We start from the raw sequence: 18,710 nt of genomic DNA on the forward strand, positions 1-18,710 counted from the left end.
AAAATGATGATGTCAAATAAACGTTCCTACGGAACGTAAAATAACAATAACAATATAATTTTCTACATAATAAATAATTTAATTTCACGATCTATTTCACCATATAAGTGATATAAGCTCATTTAAATTAAACTTATAATCTCTTATATAACTTATATGGTTTATTAGTGCATTTGATAACAAATGTTATCGTCTCCCTATAAACGGCTGCCTAATTTTGCTTTATAAAATTTAATAATTATGAAAGCAGCAGTTATTTATAAAAAAGGCGAATTGCCAAAATATGCAGAATTTGCAGAACCAATTGTTCAAAACGAAAATGAAGTTTTAATTTCGGTTAAAGCCGTGGCGATTACCAATCTTGATAAAGGAATCGTAAGCGGAGATCATTATTCGTCAGAAAATGAAAATCAAAACGGAACCGTAATTGGCAGCGACGCCGTTGGTATTTTAGAAAACGGAACAAGAGTTTATGCCCGCGGAATTAATGGAACCATTGCCGAAAAAGCCCTTGTAGAAAAAAACAGAATGATTCCGTTGCCTGACGGAATAAGTGATGCAACAGCTGCATCAATGCCCAATGCTGTGGCGGGTTCAGCCATGGCGTTACGATTTAGAGCCGGAATAAAACCCGGAGAAACGGTTTTGATAAACGGAGCAACCGGTTTTACGGGACAAATGGCGATTCAGATTGCCAAACATTATGGCGCAAAGAAAATAATTGCAACCGGAAGAAACGAAAAAACGCTTCAAAGTCTTTTAGAAATTGGCGCAGACGAAATTATCTCTTTAAAACAAGATGACGAAGCAATTGTTGCACAGCTTAAAGCGATTCACTTAAATAGTCCGATAGATATTGTTTTGGATTATTTATGGGGACATCCCGCAGAATTAATTCTAAAGGCTTTAAAAGGAAATGGTTCGTTTACCACCAAAGTAAGATATGTAACAATTGGAGGAATGGCCGGCGATACGATTCAATTATCTTCAGGGATTTTAAGAAGCGTCGATCTTCAGTTATCAGGTTCAGGATTAGGAAGCTGGACGAAAGAGGAAGTCAGATTATTGTTTACCGAAATTCTTCCGGAGATGTTTCTTTTGGCTGTTCAGGACAAATTGCAAGTAAATATCGAGACTACGAGTTTAGCTGATATCGAAAAAGCTTGGAATATTGAAATTCCTGATGGTAAACGATTGGTGGTTCTGGTTTAATTAGACACGGATTAAACGGATTGCTAAAGCAAAACGCGGATAAAAACGGATTTTTTTTAGCGATGTAAATTATCTGTAAAGTTTATCATCTCGACGAAGGAGAGATCACACAAGAAACTCGACAAAGATTGGCGAATATCTAAACGGAAATACGAATGTGATCTCTCCTTCGTCGAGATTGACAACTTGGACTAAAAACATTCTTATGAAAATGACTGCCCTAGCCCCGATAGAAGTGGAAATCCTTTTGTGCCGGTGTTCGGCGTAAAAGATTGAAACGGATAGCGGGATTAGCTCCTAAAAAAAACTAAATTCCCATAAAAGCTAGAAAAGAAAAAAGGTTTGATAAGAATTACTCTCATCAAACCTTTTTCTATAAAATAGCAATAAAAATTACTCTTTCGATATCATCAATTCTTTGATGTATTTTACCGGAGCACTTCCAAAGCTTAAGAATTTTTCGTGGAATTGTTTCAGGTTGAATTTATCTCCTTCTTTCTTTTTAAGTTCTTCTCTTAGGTTATAAATTTCAGTATAGCCTGTAAAGTAAGAACATAATTGAACCTGAGATAAAGTAACGCGTCTCCATTTTCCGTCAGCTTCAGCTTGTTGCTGAAAAGCTTCTTTGGTCAATAAGTCGATTGCTGCTTCTTTAGACATGTTTTTAGTGTGTACGCTAATGTCTAAGATGGTGTTGCAAGTAGCTCTTAAGTTCCATTTGTAGTACATCAACCACATTTCGTCAGAGTTTTTATAACCGCTTTCTAACATCATTTTTTCAGCATAAACAGCCCAACCTTCAACCATTGCACCGTTTCCTAAGATCGATTTAATGATACTTGGCGATTGATTGCTGTATACCAATTGTGTGTAATGTCCTGGAACTGCTTCGTGAATATTTAAAATTTGAAGAATATAATCGTTGTATTCACGTAAATAACTTTCAGCATTTTCAGGCGTCCATCCTGCTAAACTTCCTACGTTATAATAAGTGTTTGCATTTTTATCGTAAGGTCCAGGCGCAGAAATAGATGCTCCTGCAACTCCTGCCATATAAGCCGGTTCTTTACGCACAACAAGTGGTTTTGACGGATCGATGTACAATAAATCTTTAGCTTTTACATATGCCGTTAATTCCGGAATTTGTTTCTCAATTTCAGACTGAAACTTTTCTGGTGTAGTATGTTGCAATGAGATTTTATCAATAACTTGTTTGATTAATTCCAGTTTGTTCGTTGGTTTAGCTTCGTTTCCTTTGTATTTTGTCCAAAGTTTATCAGCCAAAACAAACATTTTATCGTGTAAGTCTTTTTTATGATCGTTTGCTACTTTAAATATCTCATCAGCTGTATAGCTTGACTGAATATCAAAGTTGAATTTTTTAGCATATAAATCTGCTCCTAATCTAAAAGAACGTGGTGTTTTGTTTGGTGTGTTTTTTAACCAATCTGCATAATCTACAATAGCTTTTTTAGCCACTTTAGCTTTGTCTAAAAGTTCTTTTTTCTCCCTATCGCTTAATTTACTTTGCTGAACTACAGGAGTTAAATCAGTATCAAAAACAGAGGATCCACCAAGATTTTGCGCAATTGCAAGCTCAGTATGCTCGATAGTTGGGTTTTTGATGTTCTTTTTTGCAGCTTCGTAATAAGCAGGAACATTTTTTAATTTAGCGCTAAAAGCACGTAAACGAACTTCTAAAGAATCGTATTTTCCGTTTAAAATTTCTGCGAAAGATCCGCATACATTGTATTCAGAAGGATTCCATTCTGATGATTTTAATTCTTTTATGCTAAAAATAGTCGCTTCAAGCTGATTTTTAATCATTTGAAAATCAGTCTTGTTGTTATCAGACAAATTTTCGATGTCGTATTGCTTTAAAGAATCTAATTGAGCATTTACAAACTCAAGCTGGATTTTTTCTTCGCTCGCATCCGGAATAGACAAAATACTGTCGTATTTATGGTAGCCAACGCCAGAAGCCCAACCTGGATTAATTTTCCATAAAGAGGTTACAAAACCATCTTTATACTTGTCGAATTTTGCATCTAAAGCTTTATCTTCGTTAGACTTAGTGCTTTTGTTGCAGGAAATAAGTAGCGAAATTGCAAGAATCGGAACAAACAGTTTTTTCATAAGTTAATTTTTTAATGGTTTAAAGATAAAAAAAATGTTCTTTATGCAAAACAATTTGCCATTTGTAATTAATATTTCAATAATTCTGATAAAACTTTCTCGAAACGATTTTTAGATAAAAACTGATCTTCTAATGCTTTTGTAAACGGAATTGGCGAATCTAAACTCGCGACTCTTTTTACCGGAGCATCCAGATATTCAAAACATTCCTCCATAATCAAGGCCGAAAGATCGCTTGCAATTCCTCCAAACAAAGTATCTTCCTGATAAATAATTACTTTTCCGGTCTTTTTTACAGAAGCAAAAATTGTTTCAGTATCTAAAGGTTGTAAAGTTCTTAAATCGATTAAATCAGCTTCAATTTCAGGATTATGGGCTAAAGTTTCTAAAGCCCAATGCACCGGAGCGCCAAACGCAATAATCGTAACCTGATTTCCTTCTTTTAATAAAGCTGCTTTTTCTAAAGGAATGGTATAATAATCTACAGGAACATCCTGATAAACGCTGCGATACAATTGTTTATGTTCAAAAAACAAAACCGGATTTGGATCATTTATAGCAGTATTCAGCAAACCTTTTGCATCGTACGGAAAAGCCGGATACACTACTTTTAATCCCGGAGTTTTAGTAAACCACGCTTCATTGGTCTGAGAATGAAAAGGTCCTGCCTGAGTTCCGCCACCACAAGGCATACGAACCACAACATCGGCTTTTTCGCCCCAGCGATAATGAGATTTTGCCAGTAGATTAACTATTGGATTGAATCCTGTAGAAACAAAATCAGCAAATTGCATTTCGACAATCGCTTTATAACCATTAATAGATAATCCCATTCCGGCAGAAACTACGGCACTTTCGCAAATTGGTGTATTTCGCACGCGGTCTTTCCCGAATACATCTACAAAACCATCCGTGATTTTAAAAGCGCCACCATATTCAGCAATATCCTGACCCATAATTACAAGATTATTATGGCGTTGCATAGATTGCTCTAAACTGTTTCGAATAGCATCTATGAACCGAACATTTTTAATTTCGTCTGATGGATTAACTTCTTCATATTGATATGGTTTATAAACATCATCTAATTCACCGCTATAAGTGGGCACGATTTCCGGTTCAGCATTGGCAATGGCTAAATTTTCATCGATTTCCTGTTTGATTTCAGCGTGTAATTGCTCATCAAATTCTGTCGTTAAAACACCAATTTGAGTCAGATAATTTCTATAATTACTTACGGGATCTTTGGCAGCCCATTCGTCCATTAATTCCTGCGGAACATATTTTGTGCCACTCGCCTCTTCATGACCACGCATTCTGAAGGTTTTAAATTCTAATAAAACCGGATGCGGATTTTCCTGCATCTGCTCTTTCAGCTGAGATAATTTGTTGTAAACCTCCAGGATATTATTTCCGTCAATTATATAACTGTCAATGCCGTAACCAATACCTTTATCGGCTAAATTTTCGCAGGCATATTGTTCGTTTGTAGGTGTCGAAAGTCCGTAGCCATTGTTTTCGATGATAAACATTACAGGCAATTTCCAGACAGCAGCGATATTGAGTGCTTCGTGAAAATCTCCTTCGCTCGTTGCTCCTTCTCCCGTAAAAACGGCGGTAACTTTTTTATTATATTGAAGTTTATCGGCGAGAGCGATTCCGTCTGCGATCCCTAATTGCGGACCCAAATGCGAAATCATACCGATAATTTTATATTCCTGAGTTCCAAAGTGAAAACTACGATCCCTGCCTTTAGTGAAGCCGCTTGCTTTTCCTTGCCATTGCGAGAATAAACGGTGCAATGGAATGTTTCTGGTGGTAAATACTCCCAGATTTCGGTGCATTGGCAACACATATTCAGAATCATCTAAAACAGCTGTAACGCCTACTGCAATTGCCTCCTGCCCTATTCCGGAAAACCATTTTGAAACTTTTCCTTGTCGAATTAAGATAAGCATCTTTTCTTCGATCAAACGGGGTTTAAGTATTTTTTTATATAAATCTAATAATTGAGCATCAGTAAGGTTTTGTCTGTAAAAGATCATTTGGTTCGTGGTTTTAGTGTTTCAAATATAGAAAAATATAACAATTTTATTGGTTTTTGTTATAATATTTTAATTTTAATATAACTTTTAAAAATCAAATTTAAAAAAATCTCTACCTTTGTTATTGAAAGGCTTAATAACACCTTTTATCCTATAAACAAAAATGTAAAGTATGCAAAACATTCCTAGTGTAGACTTACGTGATTTCCTTTCGGACGACCCGAAACGTAAACAAAAATTTGTAAATGAAATCGGCAGTGCATTTGAAAACATTGGCTTCGTAGCCCTAAAAGGTCACTTTTTAGATGATCAGTTGGTAGACGAGCTTTATGGCGAAATTAGAAAATTTTTCGCTTTGCCAATAGAAACTAAGCATAATTATGAGATTCCCGGAATTGGCGGGCAAAGAGGTTATGTATCTTTTGGAAAAGAACATGCAAAAGGACGTAAAGAGGGTGATTTGAAGGAATTCTGGCATTTTGGTCAGTATGTGGATGCAGCTTCTAAGTATGCTTCAGAGTATCCTGATAATGTAGAAGTTAAAGAGTTACCTCGTTTTAATGTTGTAGGTAAAGAAGCGTATCAAATGCTTGAAAAAACAGGTGTTTATGTGTTAAGAGCTTTGGCTTTGCACTTAGGTTTAGATGAGTTTTATTTTGATCAGTATGCAAAAGAAGGAAATTCTATCTTAAGACCAATTCATTACCCACCTATTACTTCTGAGCCTGAAAATGCAATTCGTGCAGCTGCTCACGGAGATATTAACCTGATTACTCTTTTAATGGGAGCTCAGGGTAAAGGATTACAAGTTCAGAATCATGATGGCGAATGGATTGATGCTATTGCAGAAGATGATCAGTTGGTGATTAATGTTGGTGATATGTTGTCAAGACATACTAATAACAAACTAAAATCGACGATTCACCAGGTAGTAAATCCACCAAGAGAATTATGGGGAACTTCTCGTTACTCTATTCCGTTTTTTATGCATCCTGTAAGCGATATGCGTCTGGATTGTTTAGAAAACTGTATTGATGCTGAGAATCCTAAGAAATTCGAAGATATTACTGCGGGAGATTATTTATACGAACGTTTAGTAGACTTGGGATTAATTAAAAAATAAACTTTTTTAAATCTCAATATTTTTAAATTCCAAATTCCAAGTACTCATTGGGATTTGGAATTTAATTTTTAGAAACAATAAATTTGGAATTTTTATAAAATTATGGACTTACAAGATCAATTAAAAAATTTATTCCCGGATCACGTAGAATCAAATGAACCAGAAGAGGTTCAGGAGCAGGATCATGTGCTTTATATTCAAAAAGAGCCAATGATTTGTAAATTCGAAAGGCGAAAAGGAAAAGCCACTACTATTATCGAAGGTTACGAAGGATCTGATGAAGATTTTAAAATTCTGGCTAAAGAAATCAAAACAAAACTGAGCGTTGGCGGGACTTTTAAAGATGCTTCGATCATTATTCAAGGCGATTACCGAGATAAAATCATGGAAATCCTGAAAGCTAAAGGGTTTAAAACAAAACGTGTTGGAGGATAAATTAATGAAATCCCAAATTTTTTAAATTCCAAATTCCAAATTGGACGAATTTAACCGCAATCCCGATAGCTATCGGGAGCTAAGAATAATAAATACAAGTTTTGATAAAAACGTATAAGTTCGCAAAGCTTTGTCTTAAAAAAATAGATTTCCAGTTATTGAAATTTCAAAAAAAAATAAAATAAAAATCAGTGACAATCCGTTCAATCCATTAAATCTGCGGGCATAATAAGACACAAAATTATACGTCTCGACAGAAAACCTTAGAACCTCAGAACCTTTGCCACTTTGAACCTTAAAAAATTATGATACAAAACTCAGAATTAATACTTAATCCAGACGGAAGTGTTTACCATTTAAACTTACTTCCAGAACATATTGCAAACGATATAATTTTTGTTGGAGACCAAAACAGAGTCGAAAAAATTACTCAGTTCTTTGATTCTATCGAATTTTCGACTCAGAAAAGAGAATTCAAAACCCAAACGGGGATTTACAAAGGCAAAAGAATATCGGTAATGTCAACCGGAATTGGGCCTGACAATATTGATATCGTGGTAAACGAATTAGATGCTTTGGTAAACATCGATTTAAAAACACGTCAGCCAAAAGAAGAATTAACTTCTTTAAATATCATCAGAATTGGAACTTCAGGTTCTTTGCAGGCTGATATTCCTGTAGATAGTTTTGTTATGTCTAAATTCGGTTTAGGATTAGACAATATGCTTCGCTCCTACCTGATCGACGAAGTTTCTAATGCTGCAATTGAAGATGCTTTTATTCACCATACTAATTGGGATATCAAAAAAGGAAGACCTTACGCTATTGCCTGTTCTGAGAAATTAGAAAAAATAATCGAATCAGATAAAATATTTAAAGGAATTACCGCTACAGCCGGAGGATTCTACGGTCCACAAGGGCGTGTATTGCGTTTGAATATTCAGGACGAGGAATTAAACAGTAAAATGGATAATTTTACATTTAATGACGAAAGAATTACTAATTTAGAGATGGAAACGGCTGCGATTTATGGGCTTTCGGCACTTTTAGGACATAATGCATTATCATTGAATGCTATTATAGCAAACCGTGCAAGCGGAACTTTTAGTGAAGATCCTTATAAAGCTGTAGACGAATTGATTACTTATACATTGAATAAACTGGCTCAGCAATAATTAGATAATTCCTGTTAGGGCTGGAATAGTATTCATTTTGAAAAATTAGATAATTTATGCAAAATGCTATTCTTAAATTTGAGAAATTATTGAATGAGAATGTCAATTTTTTTCCAACGATAAGCAGTGAGATTTTAGAAGCTAAAATACCTGGGAAATGGTCTAAAAAAGAAATTTTAGGCCATTTGACAGATTCAGCGATTCATAATCTGGTTCGTTTTACAGAAATTAATTATCTCGAAAAACCTTATCATCACAGGCCATATAATCAAATAGATTTAGTAAATTTAAATCAATATCAAACAATGGATATTGAAGAATTAACGCAATTGTGGTTTCTGATAAATAAACAAATTATCAAAATCATGAAATCTGTTGATAATGAGGCTTTAGATTACAAAATAGTTTTGAGTGATGAGTCGGTTATTGATTTAAAGTTTCTAATGACAGATTATGTAGCGCATTTAGAACACCATATAAACCAAATTAGATAATGGCAGAAACGCATAAAAAAATATTATTTAAATATTATAGTACCTATCTGGAAGAAATTGTTTCAGAAACCATGTGGGCAGAAATTATAGATCTCGAGAAAGGATATTTTAAACTGGATAATATTCCGTTTTTTGGTCCTTTGATCGCGACCGATGATATTTTTCGTGCTGAATATGATGAAAACGAGAAAGTTTTCATGCACAAAGAAACCATAGAAAACTCAGGAAATTCGATCGTTCAGGTTTTGGTTTTAGAAGAAGGATTTGACAAGGAAATTATCAGGGAAAAACTAAAAATGATCAATTGTGTTTCAGAAGTTTTAAACGATACATTTTTTGCTGTTGAAATCGTGAGAAACACAGATTATTCATTAGTAAAAAGTATATTAGATGAGTACGAATCGCTGGCTGTTATAGAATTTGCAGAGCCATGTCTTTCTGATAAACACAGAACGGATTTATTAAAAAATTAAACAAACAACAAACTTAGAATACACTTACCAAACTTAAACTTAACTAAAATGAAAACTGTAAAAATTGTAGGTGTTCCTGAACACTTCAACTTGCCATGGCATTTATGCATCGAAAATGGCGAATTTGAAGCAGAAAATATTGATTTGCAATGGAAGGACATTCCTGAAGGTACCGGCAAAATGTGTCAGATGCTGCGTGATGGCGAAGCTGATATTGCCGTAATTTTAACTGAAGGAATAGTAAAAGATATTGTGGCTGGAAATCCAAGTAAGATTGTTCAGGTTTATGTACAATCACCTTTGATCTGGGGAATTCATGTTGCCGCAAAATCAGATTTTCAGAGTGTAAAAGATCTTAAGGATAAAAAAGTAGCGATTTCGCGACTAGGTTCAGGATCACAATTAATGGCATACGTTAACGCGCATGACAATGGCTGGAAAACGGATGATTTGCAGTTTGAAATCATTAATACAATCGACGGTGCTGTTGAAGCGCTGACAAAAGGAACTGCAGATTACTTTATGTGGGAACGTTTTATGACTAAACCGCTTGTAGATCAGGGGATTTTCAGAAGAGTTGGTGACTGCCCTACTCCATGGCCATCATTTGTAATCACGGTTCGTGACGAATTCCTGAAAAAGAACCCGAAAATTGTGGAGAAAATATTAGAAATAATAAATAAAACTACGCACGATTTTACTCAGATTCCAAATATAGATAAAACATTATCAGGACTTTTTAACCAAAAAATTGAAGATATTCAGGAATGGTTGAAACTGACACAATGGTCTCAGAAGAATTTAAGTGAAAAAGCATTCCTTAAAATTCAAAATCAGTTATTTGATCTGGGAATTATTGATAAAAAAAGTACTTTTGTTGAAACGGTAAAAGCGCTTTAAATACTTGCTTTTTGAATTCTTATGATAAAATTCCCTAAAATTGACTTTCCGCAATTAAAATCCAAACTACAGGTGAAATCTCCCTGGGACAGGATTATTATTATGCTGTTGAGTCTTTTAATTACGATTCCGATTTTTATCATACTGCATCAAAACCTGATCGATTTAGAATGGGCTTTCAATTTAGATCGTATCTTTATTTTTATATTCGTTTTTGCTGCTATTTTCTTTCTGTTAATGTATTTACGAACCATTATCATCTTATGTATAGCGGTTTATTTATTGGTTTTAATTTATGGTAGTGTTATAGGAAATTATGGTTTTAGTGAAATCTCCGAAGATTATAATTCGATGATTTACACCATGTCCGATAATCCTTTTCCTCAGGATATTATCGTGGCTAAGCTGCTTCCGTTTCCTAACAAATCAAAGATTATCAATGCTATCGAATATCAGAATCCAAAGGTTCGAAATTTCGCTATTATGTCTACGACAAAGCATTTTAAAGGCATAAAAGGATATTCGGATTACAGAACCATTATTCAGTGTTTTGCTGTGTTTAAAGAGATCAATAGCCGCTGGAATTACGTAAACGATCCTAAAGAAGGCGATTATATTGCTACAGCGAGCGAGTCATTAGAATATTTCTCAGGAGATTGCGATGATCATTCTATTTTGATGGCTGCTGCAATTCGTTCTATTGGCGGAACTCCAAGGTTAATTCATACCAAAGGGCATATTTACCCGGAAATTCTTATCGGATCGATGATCGATCTGGAAAAGGTCAATTATTTAATCAAAAATGTACTTTTTGTAAAAGAAAGTTCCGGTAAAAAGATTCATTATCATATTGATGAGCGTGGTCAGGTCTGGATGAACCTTGATTATACGGCTAAATATCCTGGAGGACCATTTATGTACGAGGAAATTTTAGGGGCTTTGACGTTAAAATAGATTCTTTTTTTGAGGATCAAAGGTTCAGAGTGGCAAAGGTTCAGAGGTTTTTCTTTGGAGCGCAATTTTTTAGCCCACGGATTTGGCGGATTGAACAGGTTTGATGCAGATTTCCTTTTTTTATTTAAATCGAAAATTTTCTAATAATACGAGTTTTAACGTAGAAACGCACAGCAGTGCGTCTAACTCATTTGTAAGATGCAATGCTGTGCGTCTTTACAATTATATTGAGAATGCAACAAATTTAAATTGCAATACAACAACATTAGCATGGTTTGCGGTTCATTTTTTACTCTTTACAAAACCTTAAATAGGATTTTCAATATTAACTGTTAATTTATTAATCATCACGCAATCAAAAGTTTAAAATTAGGCCTCTCAAATATAATTTTGTAGGTTTAATTACTGATTCTTTTATAAATATTTGATTTTTAGATTTTTAATTAAAAATAATTTTGTAATTTTCTGTGGTCTAACTTTAATCACAAAATCATGAAAAAATCTAAATTATTGATCTTCGGAATTGCGTTATTAGCAGTATTAATGGTTTCATGTCATAAGGGCCGAAATAAACTGGTGAACTCCTGGAAAATCACAGCAGTTGATCCTAAAATGCCTATTTCTGATTCTATAAAAAATATAATTCTGACTCAGGGGCAGCTTACTTTTACAGAAGACGGACATGTGACGGGATATTTACAAAGAGAAATAACTGATGGTACTTTTGCTTTGACAAAAGGTGGAAAAAGTTTAGTGATAAAAGATGAAACAGGGACTCCGTATCCTTGTGAAAGCACTATAACAGATGACGAACTGATATTAGACAGCAAAGAGATGAAAATTACACTCAAAAAAATATAAACTGAGTTATTATAATTTTATAAAAACCACGTTGTAGAAATACAGCGTGGTTTTTTATTTTAATGTAAATCGAGTTATTCTTTAGCTTTTTGAATGTGAGCCATTATTAATTTCTTCTTTTTTTAATAAAAATAAAACGCAAATTGTATCTTTGCAATCTTAAATAAGTACAATATTTTATGTGAAAAATAATTTCTTTCAGACAATTTAGAGGGTAAACGGCAATTGCGGTGACTCTATTTATTCATCTTTATAGAAAGAAGTTATGCTTACTCTACAAAACATTTCATATAAACACAACAACAGTGATTTATTGTTTGACACTATTAGTTTTACAGTAAATAATCAGGAAAAAATAGCGCTAATTGGTAATAATGGCGTAGGAAAATCAACTTTATTAAAAATTATTGCAGGCGAATTACAGCCGTCAGGCGGAGATATAAGAATTAGTTCTGATCCTTATTATATTCCGCAGATTTTTGGACAATACAATCATTTTACAATTGCCGAAGCTTTACGCGTTAATCATAAACTCAAAGCTTTTAAGGAAATACTCGACGGAAATGTCACCGAAGAAAATCTAGCGATCTTAAACGATGACTGGACTATCGAAGAACGTTGCGCCAATGCCTTAAAGTACTGGCAACTATCTGACTTGGATTTAACTGAAAAAATCGAAAATTTAAGCGGCGGACAAAAAACAAAAGTTTTCCTGGCCGGTATTTTAATTCATGAACCTGAATTGGTTTTACTTGACGAACCGAGCAATCATCTCGACAAAGCAACCCGAGAATTGCTGTATAACTTTATCTCGTCTACAAATTGTAGTCTGATTATTGTGAGCCATGATCGAAAGCTGCTCAATCTCTTGAATACGGTTTACGAACTTAGTAAACGCGGTATTACTATTTACGGCGGAAATTATGATTTTTATGCTGAACAAAAGCAAATTGAAAATAATGCTTTGAATCATGATCTTCAGAGTAAGGAAAAAGCGTTGCGAAAAGCTAAAGAAAAAGAGCGCGAAACCTCAGAAAGGCAGCAAAAACTCGATGCACGAGGGAAAAAGAAACAGGAAAAATCAGGAGTTGCGCGCATTATGATGAATACTTTGCGCAATAATGCCGAAAACAGTTCGTCGAAACTCAAAAGTGTTCATGTCGAAAAAATAGATGGAATCTCGAAAGAATTGAGAGAACTACGCTCCTCTCTGCCGGATATTGATCAGATGAAATTTGGTTTTGATAATTCGGTTTTACATAAAGGCAAGATTCTTTTTAAAGCAAATGAAATAAACTTTAGTTATAAAGAGCAATTGCTTTGGAAGAAGGATTTAAACCTTGAAATCACAAGTGGCGAAAGAATTGCGCTAAATGGCCAAAACGGATCCGGTAAAACCACTCTTATTAAAATTATTTTGGGCAAACTGATTCCAAAATCAGGAACGGTTTATATTGCAGAAAATAAATCGGTTTACATCGATCAGGATTATTCGTTGATAGATAACGAGCTCAAAGTTTACGATCAGGCACAGCAATTTAATAGTTCAGGATTAGAAGAACATGATATAAAAATGAGATTGAATCGTTTTTTATTTCATAAAGAGTATTGGGACAAGCCTTGTAGTGCTTTAAGTGGCGGTGAAAAAATGCGATTAATGCTTTGTTGCTTAACGATCAATAACGAATCGCCGGACATTATTATATTAGATGAACCAACCAATAATCTGGATATTCAGAATGTCGAAATCCTGACTGCTGCGATCAATGAATATCAGGGAACATTAATAGTGGTTTCTCATGATGAATTTTTTCTGGAACAAATTAATATTCAAAAAAGCATTTCGCTTTAAAAAATGAAGGAATTTATTGTTAATATATTGTTAATTTACTTTTTAATTCTTACTTTAGCTAAACTAAAACATTTATAATCAATTAAGTAAAAGAATTATTTAAAAAGTAAATCTATGATCTTAAACCATAAAAAAATATTTTTAATAGATAGTTTGGGTGCTTTAATTTCTGCTTTTTTGTTGGGAATTGTATTGGTTCGATTTGAAATCGCTTTCGGCATGCCTAAAGAAGGATTGTTTATACTGTCTATTTTGGCTTGTTTTTTAGCCCTCTACTCTTTTGTGAATTATATACTTGTGATAAAAAACTGGCGATTTTATCTTAAAATTATTGCCTGGATCAATCTTATATATTGTTGTTTAACAATTGGTTTTATCACTTATTTTCATAGAAAAGTGACTGCTTTGGGATGTGCTTATTTTTTCATCGAGATTATAATTATACTCATTTTGGCTAATATTGAAATTAATGTAGCAAAAAGCAAAGAGACATGATTTTGATTTAATATATAAAATTTTAAAGCCTTTAGAAACAGCTGTTTTTAAAGGCTTTTTTGTGTAACTGTTTGATATATAGTAAAAATAATGGCTAAAAAATTTTACGCAGTCAAATAACTGCATTATATTTGCAGTCAAATAACTGCACAATGGAAATTCGTAGAGATGTATTTCAGGCCATAGCCGACCCTACCCGCAGGGCTATATTAAGTTTAGTTGCAATGCAAGCCATGACGCCGGGCGTTATAGCAGAAAACTTCGATTCGTCGCGACAGACGATTTCAAAACATATTCAAATCCTTACTGAGTGTGAATTGCTAAGTCAGCAGCAAAACGGAAGAGAGATTTATTATCTAACCAATGCAAAAAAAATGAAAGAAGTAGCTGATTTTATTGAGCCATTCCGCCAAATGTGGGATGATCGTTTTAATAAATTAGAAGATATTATGAAAAACTACAAACCTAAATAATAAACTATTATGGAATTAAAAACAAAGATTAATGCCAAAGACGGTCAACAGGATCTTGTGATTACGAGAGAATTTGATCTTCCGCTAGAATTACTTTTTAAGGCCTATACTGAGCCTGAAATTGTAGCGCAATGGATGAGTACAAATGTGCTCAGACTTGAAAATAAGAAATATGGAGGTTATCAGTTTGAAACCAGCGATCCTCATGGTAATGTGGTATTTAAGGCCAATGGCGTAATTCATGAATTTAGCCCTAACCGTAGAATTACACGAACTTTTGAAATGGAGAACTCCCCTTTTGCCGCGCAACTTGAATTTTTAGATTTCGAATCCATTTCTGAAGAAAAAAGTAAACTGACAATGCATGTTATTTATAAAACAGCTGATCTTCGTGACCAAATGCTAAAATTGCCTTTTGCACAAGGTATTAATATGGCGCACAACAGATTACAAGAAACAGTAAACCAACTAAAATAAACATCATGACAAAAAGAAACAAAATTATCTATTGGGTTGCAACTCTTTGGCTTTCATTAGGCATGACGGCAACCGGAATTGTACAAGTAATAAAAATGAAAGAAGAAGTCGATATGATGCATCATTTGGGCTACCCTATTTATTTTCTGACCTTATTAGGTATCTGGAAAATATTAGGTGTCATCGCCGTATTAATTCCTAAATTTACTTTGCTAAAAGAATGGGCTTATGCAGGATTCTTTTTTGCCATGTCCGGAGCTGTTTTTTCTCATTTGGCTTCCGGTGATGAAGTTATCACTCTTTTTGGGCCAGTATTGTTGCTGGTATTAACAATTGTGTCCTGGTATTTTAGACCTCTTGAAAGAAAACTTATTGCAGTTCAATCCTAATTAATCATTATGAAAAGTACATTGTCTACAGATCAACAAGAAGCATTGCTGAGTATTTTAGAAACTCGTTTTGAAAAGAATATGCAGCGCCATAAAGGTTTAGAATGGAATAAAGTCCTGGCAAAACTACAAGCTAATCCGGATAAATTAGCGTCAATCGACGAAATGGAAAGAACCGAGGGAGAACCGGATGTTGTTGGCTATGATGAAAAAACTGGTGAATATATTTTTTACGATTGTTCTGCAGAAAGTCCTAAAGGACGCAGAAGTATATGTTACGATCATGAAGCATTAGAAAAAAGAAAAGAACATAAACCCGCAGACAGCGCCCTGAATATGGCAGAGGAAATGGGAATTAAAATCCTAAACGAAGAACAATATAAAGAGCTTCAGAAATTAGGTAAATTTGATTCTAAAACGTCGAGCTGGATCGATACGACTTCTGATATCAGGAAATTGGGTGGTGCCTTATTCTCAGATTTTCGTTACAATACTGTTTTTGTCTATCATAACGGCGCCGATTCGTATTATGCTGCAAGAGGTTTCCGCGGATCGTTACGTGTTTAATTCATTTAAATAAAGATGATATGAATCCTAAAGTTGATTTTTATTTTGATGAAGCCAAAAAATGGCAAAAAGAACAAGAGGAATTAAGGCAAATTGTATTAGATTGTCAATTAACAGAAGAACTAAAATGGGGTTCTCCTTGTTATACTTTTCAAAATACTAATGTTGTTTTGATACATGCCTTTAAAGATTATTGTGCGTTTTTATTTTTTAAAGGCGCTTTATTAAGCGATACCGATAATCTGTTGATCCGCCAATCTGAAAATGTTCAGGCGGGAAGACAAATACGTTTTACGAATCTTCAGGAAATTTTAGATCTGAAATTGATTCTGAAAACCTATATTTATCAGGCTATCGAGGTTGAAAAAGCGGGTCTGAAAGTACAATTAAAGAAAACGAAAGAGTTTGAAATCGCAGAAGAATTTCAAAAGAAATTAGATGAAGATTCCAAATTAGCAACTGCATTTAAAGCTTTAACTCCCGGAAGACAAAGAGCTTATTTAATGTATTTTTCGTCTGCAAAACAATCTAAAACGCGAGAGTCAAGAGTCGAGAAATGTATTGATCAGATTTTGGATGGTAAAGGATTGGACGATTAAAATAAACTTATTCTTTTTTTGAAAAATGGTAAAGAATTGAAGTAGGTTTTTATCTATATTAGCATCAATTTTACCAAAACCATTTAATGAAAACAACTTTAACCCTACTCTTTTCTCTCAGCATTTTTAATGTATTTTCTCAAACCGAAGCACAAGTATTTCAGTATACTTATGAAATGTCAAAAGAATATCATAATAAGCCTGCTTATTCTTTTAAAACAAAAAAATACGTTCCCGAAAAACTTTTTATTACTTCTAAATGCAGCGCAGATGTTTTGCAAAAATCGGCTAATGTATTGGCACAGAATGCGGTTTTATCGATAAGAGAAAAAGATCGCAATCAGGTTGATGTTATGTTTGATGCTCAGTTTCCGCCTGAATACAATTGCGAGTCATTTGGATTGGTTAAACTTCAAAGCGTTGGCAGCAATTTGTATAATTCTAAAAACAAAAAAATTGAATTATCAGATAGTAGTTTTTTGAATTTGGGAGGTAAATTCAAAGAAGATTCAAATACAGCTTTAGAATATCAAACGATTAACAAACAGTCTATTACATTAGATAATAAAGACGTAAAGCTAAAAGGAAGTATTTCGTATGAATTGTCGTTTCTAACCGATTATTCAATCCTGAAATTAAATAAGTCAAATGTTGGGTCTACTATCGAGATCAACGGACTTAAATATCAGCTTGTAGAGGTTTATAACAATAAGGTTATTTTGAAAAAAGAGAATAAATCCACTTTAGAGAATAACATCAAGTTGCTTATCTTCAATAAAAATAAGGAGTTATTGGTCTATGAGGAAGATTCATCGAATTCTTTAATTTATAGTCAGGCTTGCGGTCAGGAATATTTTGATTTTATATCAAAGAATAAAAACTACACTTTCGAAGAATATAAAAAGCAGCTGAGCCTTAAGGATATCGTTACTAAAGAAAGTTTATTTATAGTGCTGCAAGGTGTTGGTGACATTGAAAATGATTTTATTTTATACGAACCAAAATATGAGCTTAAAAAACAGTTTGACGTAAAACTAAAAGGGTAATATTATACTTGAAATTAAAAAGAAACCATGATACTAGCCTTTGATACATATTACTACGACGGAAAAGCAAAAACAGTTTGCCTTGAATTTGAAGAATGGAACGAGAGCAAAAACTTTAAAATTCACGAAGAAATTATCGATAATGTCGAAGAATATATTCCCGGAGAATTTTATAAAAGAGAATTACCTTGTATCATTAGTTTGCTAAATAAGATTGACTTAACCCATATTGAAGCCATTGTTGTGGATGGTTTTGTCTATTTAGACGATGAAAAAAAATATGGTTTAGGTGGACGTTTATATGAACAACTAAAGCATAAAATTCCGATTATTGGTGTTGCCAAAACCAATTTTGCAGCAATCGAAAAAGACAAACTTGCTTTGGTTAGAGGCGACAGTAAAAAGCCGCTGTATATTACGGCTATTGGTATTGCGTTAGACGATGCTTTCGAAAAAGTAGCAAGTATGGCGGGAGAATATAGATTTCCGACATTGCTAAAAGAATTAGACCGATTAACGAAAGAATTGTAAAATACTGATTTATTTGGAAAAGCTGGAATTAACAGAAGACGATAGAGTATTTCTTAAAAAAACAATTAAAGAATACGACAGGTATAGTATTTTATGGGTAATGATTATGCTCTGTTTTTATTATGGATTTTATCACTTAAATTTTTCAGAAGGAATCCCGTCACAAGCCGAATTTTTGGATAGTTTCATTATATTGGAGATTGTTTTTTTAGGCGTTTTTACTTATATTCTGATCAAAGGTTTTGAACGAAATATAAATTGGAAGAAAAATTTAGATAAACAGAAGAAAATAGCGGGATCTTTTAAAGTTCTGGAAAAAATAATTACGAATCAGCACGATTCAGATTCTACAAGTCATAATGTTATCAGGATATTTTCTGAAATTGAAAATAGGGACAAATTTATTTTCATGGATAATGGCAATTTTAGAAAGCTAGTAGTTGATGATTGTATTTATCTCGAATATTTTACAG

Annotated in this window: 20 protein-coding genes; 18 read left to right on the plus strand and 2 right to left on the minus strand. The window is 33.6% G+C overall.

Going from position 1 to position 18,710, the window contains the following annotated elements:
* Positions 1 to 240: 240 nt before the first annotated feature.
* On the plus strand, positions 241 to 1,212 hold the full coding sequence (locus tag FLACOL7796_RS20560) for a quinone oxidoreductase family protein (protein ID WP_173972666.1): 972 nt from the start codon (positions 241 to 243) through the stop codon (positions 1,210 to 1,212).
* A 393-nt stretch (positions 1,213 to 1,605) separates the two neighbouring features.
* On the opposite strand, the gene FLACOL7796_RS20565 is transcribed toward FLACOL7796_RS20560, so the two are convergent.
* Both FLACOL7796_RS20565 and FLACOL7796_RS20570 read right to left on the minus strand, forming a co-directional pair.
* Positions 1,606 to 3,348, minus strand: a complete 1,743-nt coding sequence (locus FLACOL7796_RS20565) for a DUF885 domain-containing protein (RefSeq protein WP_173972667.1) — start codon at positions 3,346 to 3,348, stop codon at positions 1,606 to 1,608.
* Between the two features lie 68 nt (positions 3,349 to 3,416).
* On the minus strand, positions 3,417 to 5,393 hold the full coding sequence (locus FLACOL7796_RS20570) for an alpha-ketoacid dehydrogenase subunit alpha/beta (protein ID WP_173972668.1): 1,977 nt from the start codon (positions 5,391 to 5,393) through the stop codon (positions 3,417 to 3,419).
* A gap of 172 nt (positions 5,394 to 5,565) precedes the next feature.
* On the opposite strand from FLACOL7796_RS20570, the gene FLACOL7796_RS20575 reads away from it, so the two are divergent.
* From FLACOL7796_RS20575 to FLACOL7796_RS20660, 17 genes are all read left to right on the plus strand, one after another.
* On the plus strand, positions 5,566 to 6,516 hold the full coding sequence (locus FLACOL7796_RS20575; protein WP_173972669.1) for an isopenicillin N synthase family dioxygenase: 951 nt from the start codon (positions 5,566 to 5,568) through the stop codon (positions 6,514 to 6,516).
* A gap of 102 nt (positions 6,517 to 6,618) precedes the next feature.
* The gene (locus FLACOL7796_RS20580; RefSeq protein ID WP_173972670.1) at positions 6,619 to 6,951 is read left to right on the plus strand and encodes a translation initiation factor; all 333 of its coding nucleotides are present in this window, start codon (positions 6,619 to 6,621) and stop codon (positions 6,949 to 6,951) included.
* Positions 6,952 to 7,256: 305 nt separating this feature from the next.
* On the plus strand, positions 7,257 to 8,126 hold the full coding sequence (locus FLACOL7796_RS20585; protein WP_173972671.1) for a nucleoside phosphorylase: 870 nt from the start codon (positions 7,257 to 7,259) through the stop codon (positions 8,124 to 8,126).
* Positions 8,127 to 8,182: 56 nt separating this feature from the next.
* Complete coding sequence (locus FLACOL7796_RS20590) at positions 8,183 to 8,620, plus strand: DinB family protein (protein ID WP_173972672.1); 438 nt, start codon at positions 8,183 to 8,185, stop codon at positions 8,618 to 8,620.
* Positions 8,620 to 9,093 (plus strand): DUF4265 domain-containing protein, encoded by a 474-nt coding sequence (locus tag FLACOL7796_RS20595; RefSeq protein ID WP_173972673.1) that lies wholly within the window; start codon positions 8,620 to 8,622, stop codon positions 9,091 to 9,093. The genes FLACOL7796_RS20590 and FLACOL7796_RS20595 overlap by 1 nt, the downstream gene beginning before the upstream one ends.
* 48 nt (positions 9,094 to 9,141) lie before the next feature.
* Entirely contained in the window at positions 9,142 to 9,993 is an 852-nt protein-coding gene (locus FLACOL7796_RS20600; protein WP_173972674.1) for a substrate-binding domain-containing protein, read from the plus strand.
* Positions 9,994 to 10,014: 21 nt separating this feature from the next.
* Complete coding sequence (locus FLACOL7796_RS20605) at positions 10,015 to 10,947, plus strand: transglutaminase (protein WP_173972675.1); 933 nt, start codon at positions 10,015 to 10,017, stop codon at positions 10,945 to 10,947.
* A gap of 492 nt (positions 10,948 to 11,439) precedes the next feature.
* On the plus strand, positions 11,440 to 11,808 hold the full coding sequence (locus FLACOL7796_RS20610; RefSeq protein WP_173972676.1) for a hypothetical protein: 369 nt from the start codon (positions 11,440 to 11,442) through the stop codon (positions 11,806 to 11,808).
* 265 nt (positions 11,809 to 12,073) lie between these two features.
* Positions 12,074 to 13,660 (plus strand): ribosomal protection-like ABC-F family protein, encoded by a 1,587-nt coding sequence (abc-f, locus tag FLACOL7796_RS20615; RefSeq protein ID WP_173972677.1) that lies wholly within the window; start codon positions 12,074 to 12,076, stop codon positions 13,658 to 13,660.
* 647 nt (positions 13,661 to 14,307) lie between these two features.
* Entirely contained in the window at positions 14,308 to 14,628 is a 321-nt protein-coding gene (locus FLACOL7796_RS20625) for an ArsR/SmtB family transcription factor (protein WP_173972679.1), read from the plus strand.
* Between the two features lie 9 nt (positions 14,629 to 14,637).
* Positions 14,638 to 15,105 carry an SRPBCC family protein gene (locus tag FLACOL7796_RS20630; protein ID WP_173972680.1) on the plus strand — a complete coding sequence of 156 codons (468 nt, stop codon included), beginning with the start codon at positions 14,638 to 14,640 and terminating at the stop codon, positions 15,103 to 15,105.
* A gap of 5 nt (positions 15,106 to 15,110) precedes the next feature.
* A complete protein-coding gene (locus FLACOL7796_RS20635; protein ID WP_173972681.1) occupies positions 15,111 to 15,494 on the plus strand; it encodes a DoxX family protein in 384 nt (127 codons plus the stop codon).
* A gap of 9 nt (positions 15,495 to 15,503) precedes the next feature.
* Entirely contained in the window at positions 15,504 to 16,061 is a 558-nt protein-coding gene (locus FLACOL7796_RS20640; protein WP_173972682.1) for a DUF4256 domain-containing protein, read from the plus strand.
* 20 nt (positions 16,062 to 16,081) lie between these two features.
* On the plus strand, positions 16,082 to 16,660 hold the full coding sequence (locus FLACOL7796_RS20645) for a YdeI/OmpD-associated family protein (RefSeq protein WP_173972683.1): 579 nt from the start codon (positions 16,082 to 16,084) through the stop codon (positions 16,658 to 16,660).
* A gap of 86 nt (positions 16,661 to 16,746) precedes the next feature.
* Complete coding sequence (locus tag FLACOL7796_RS20650; RefSeq protein WP_173972684.1) at positions 16,747 to 17,706, plus strand: hypothetical protein; 960 nt, start codon at positions 16,747 to 16,749, stop codon at positions 17,704 to 17,706.
* A 27-nt stretch (positions 17,707 to 17,733) separates the two neighbouring features.
* The gene (locus FLACOL7796_RS20655; protein WP_173972685.1) at positions 17,734 to 18,237 is read left to right on the plus strand and encodes an endonuclease V; all 504 of its coding nucleotides are present in this window, start codon (positions 17,734 to 17,736) and stop codon (positions 18,235 to 18,237) included.
* 13 nt (positions 18,238 to 18,250) lie between these two features.
* The coding region (locus FLACOL7796_RS20660; protein WP_173972686.1) for a hypothetical protein at positions 18,251 to 18,710 on the plus strand (460 nt) is incomplete at its 3' end.

It is taken from the genome of Flavobacterium bizetiae (assembly GCF_902804475.1).
Lineage (GTDB): Bacteria > Bacteroidota > Bacteroidia > Flavobacteriales > Flavobacteriaceae > Flavobacterium > Flavobacterium bizetiae.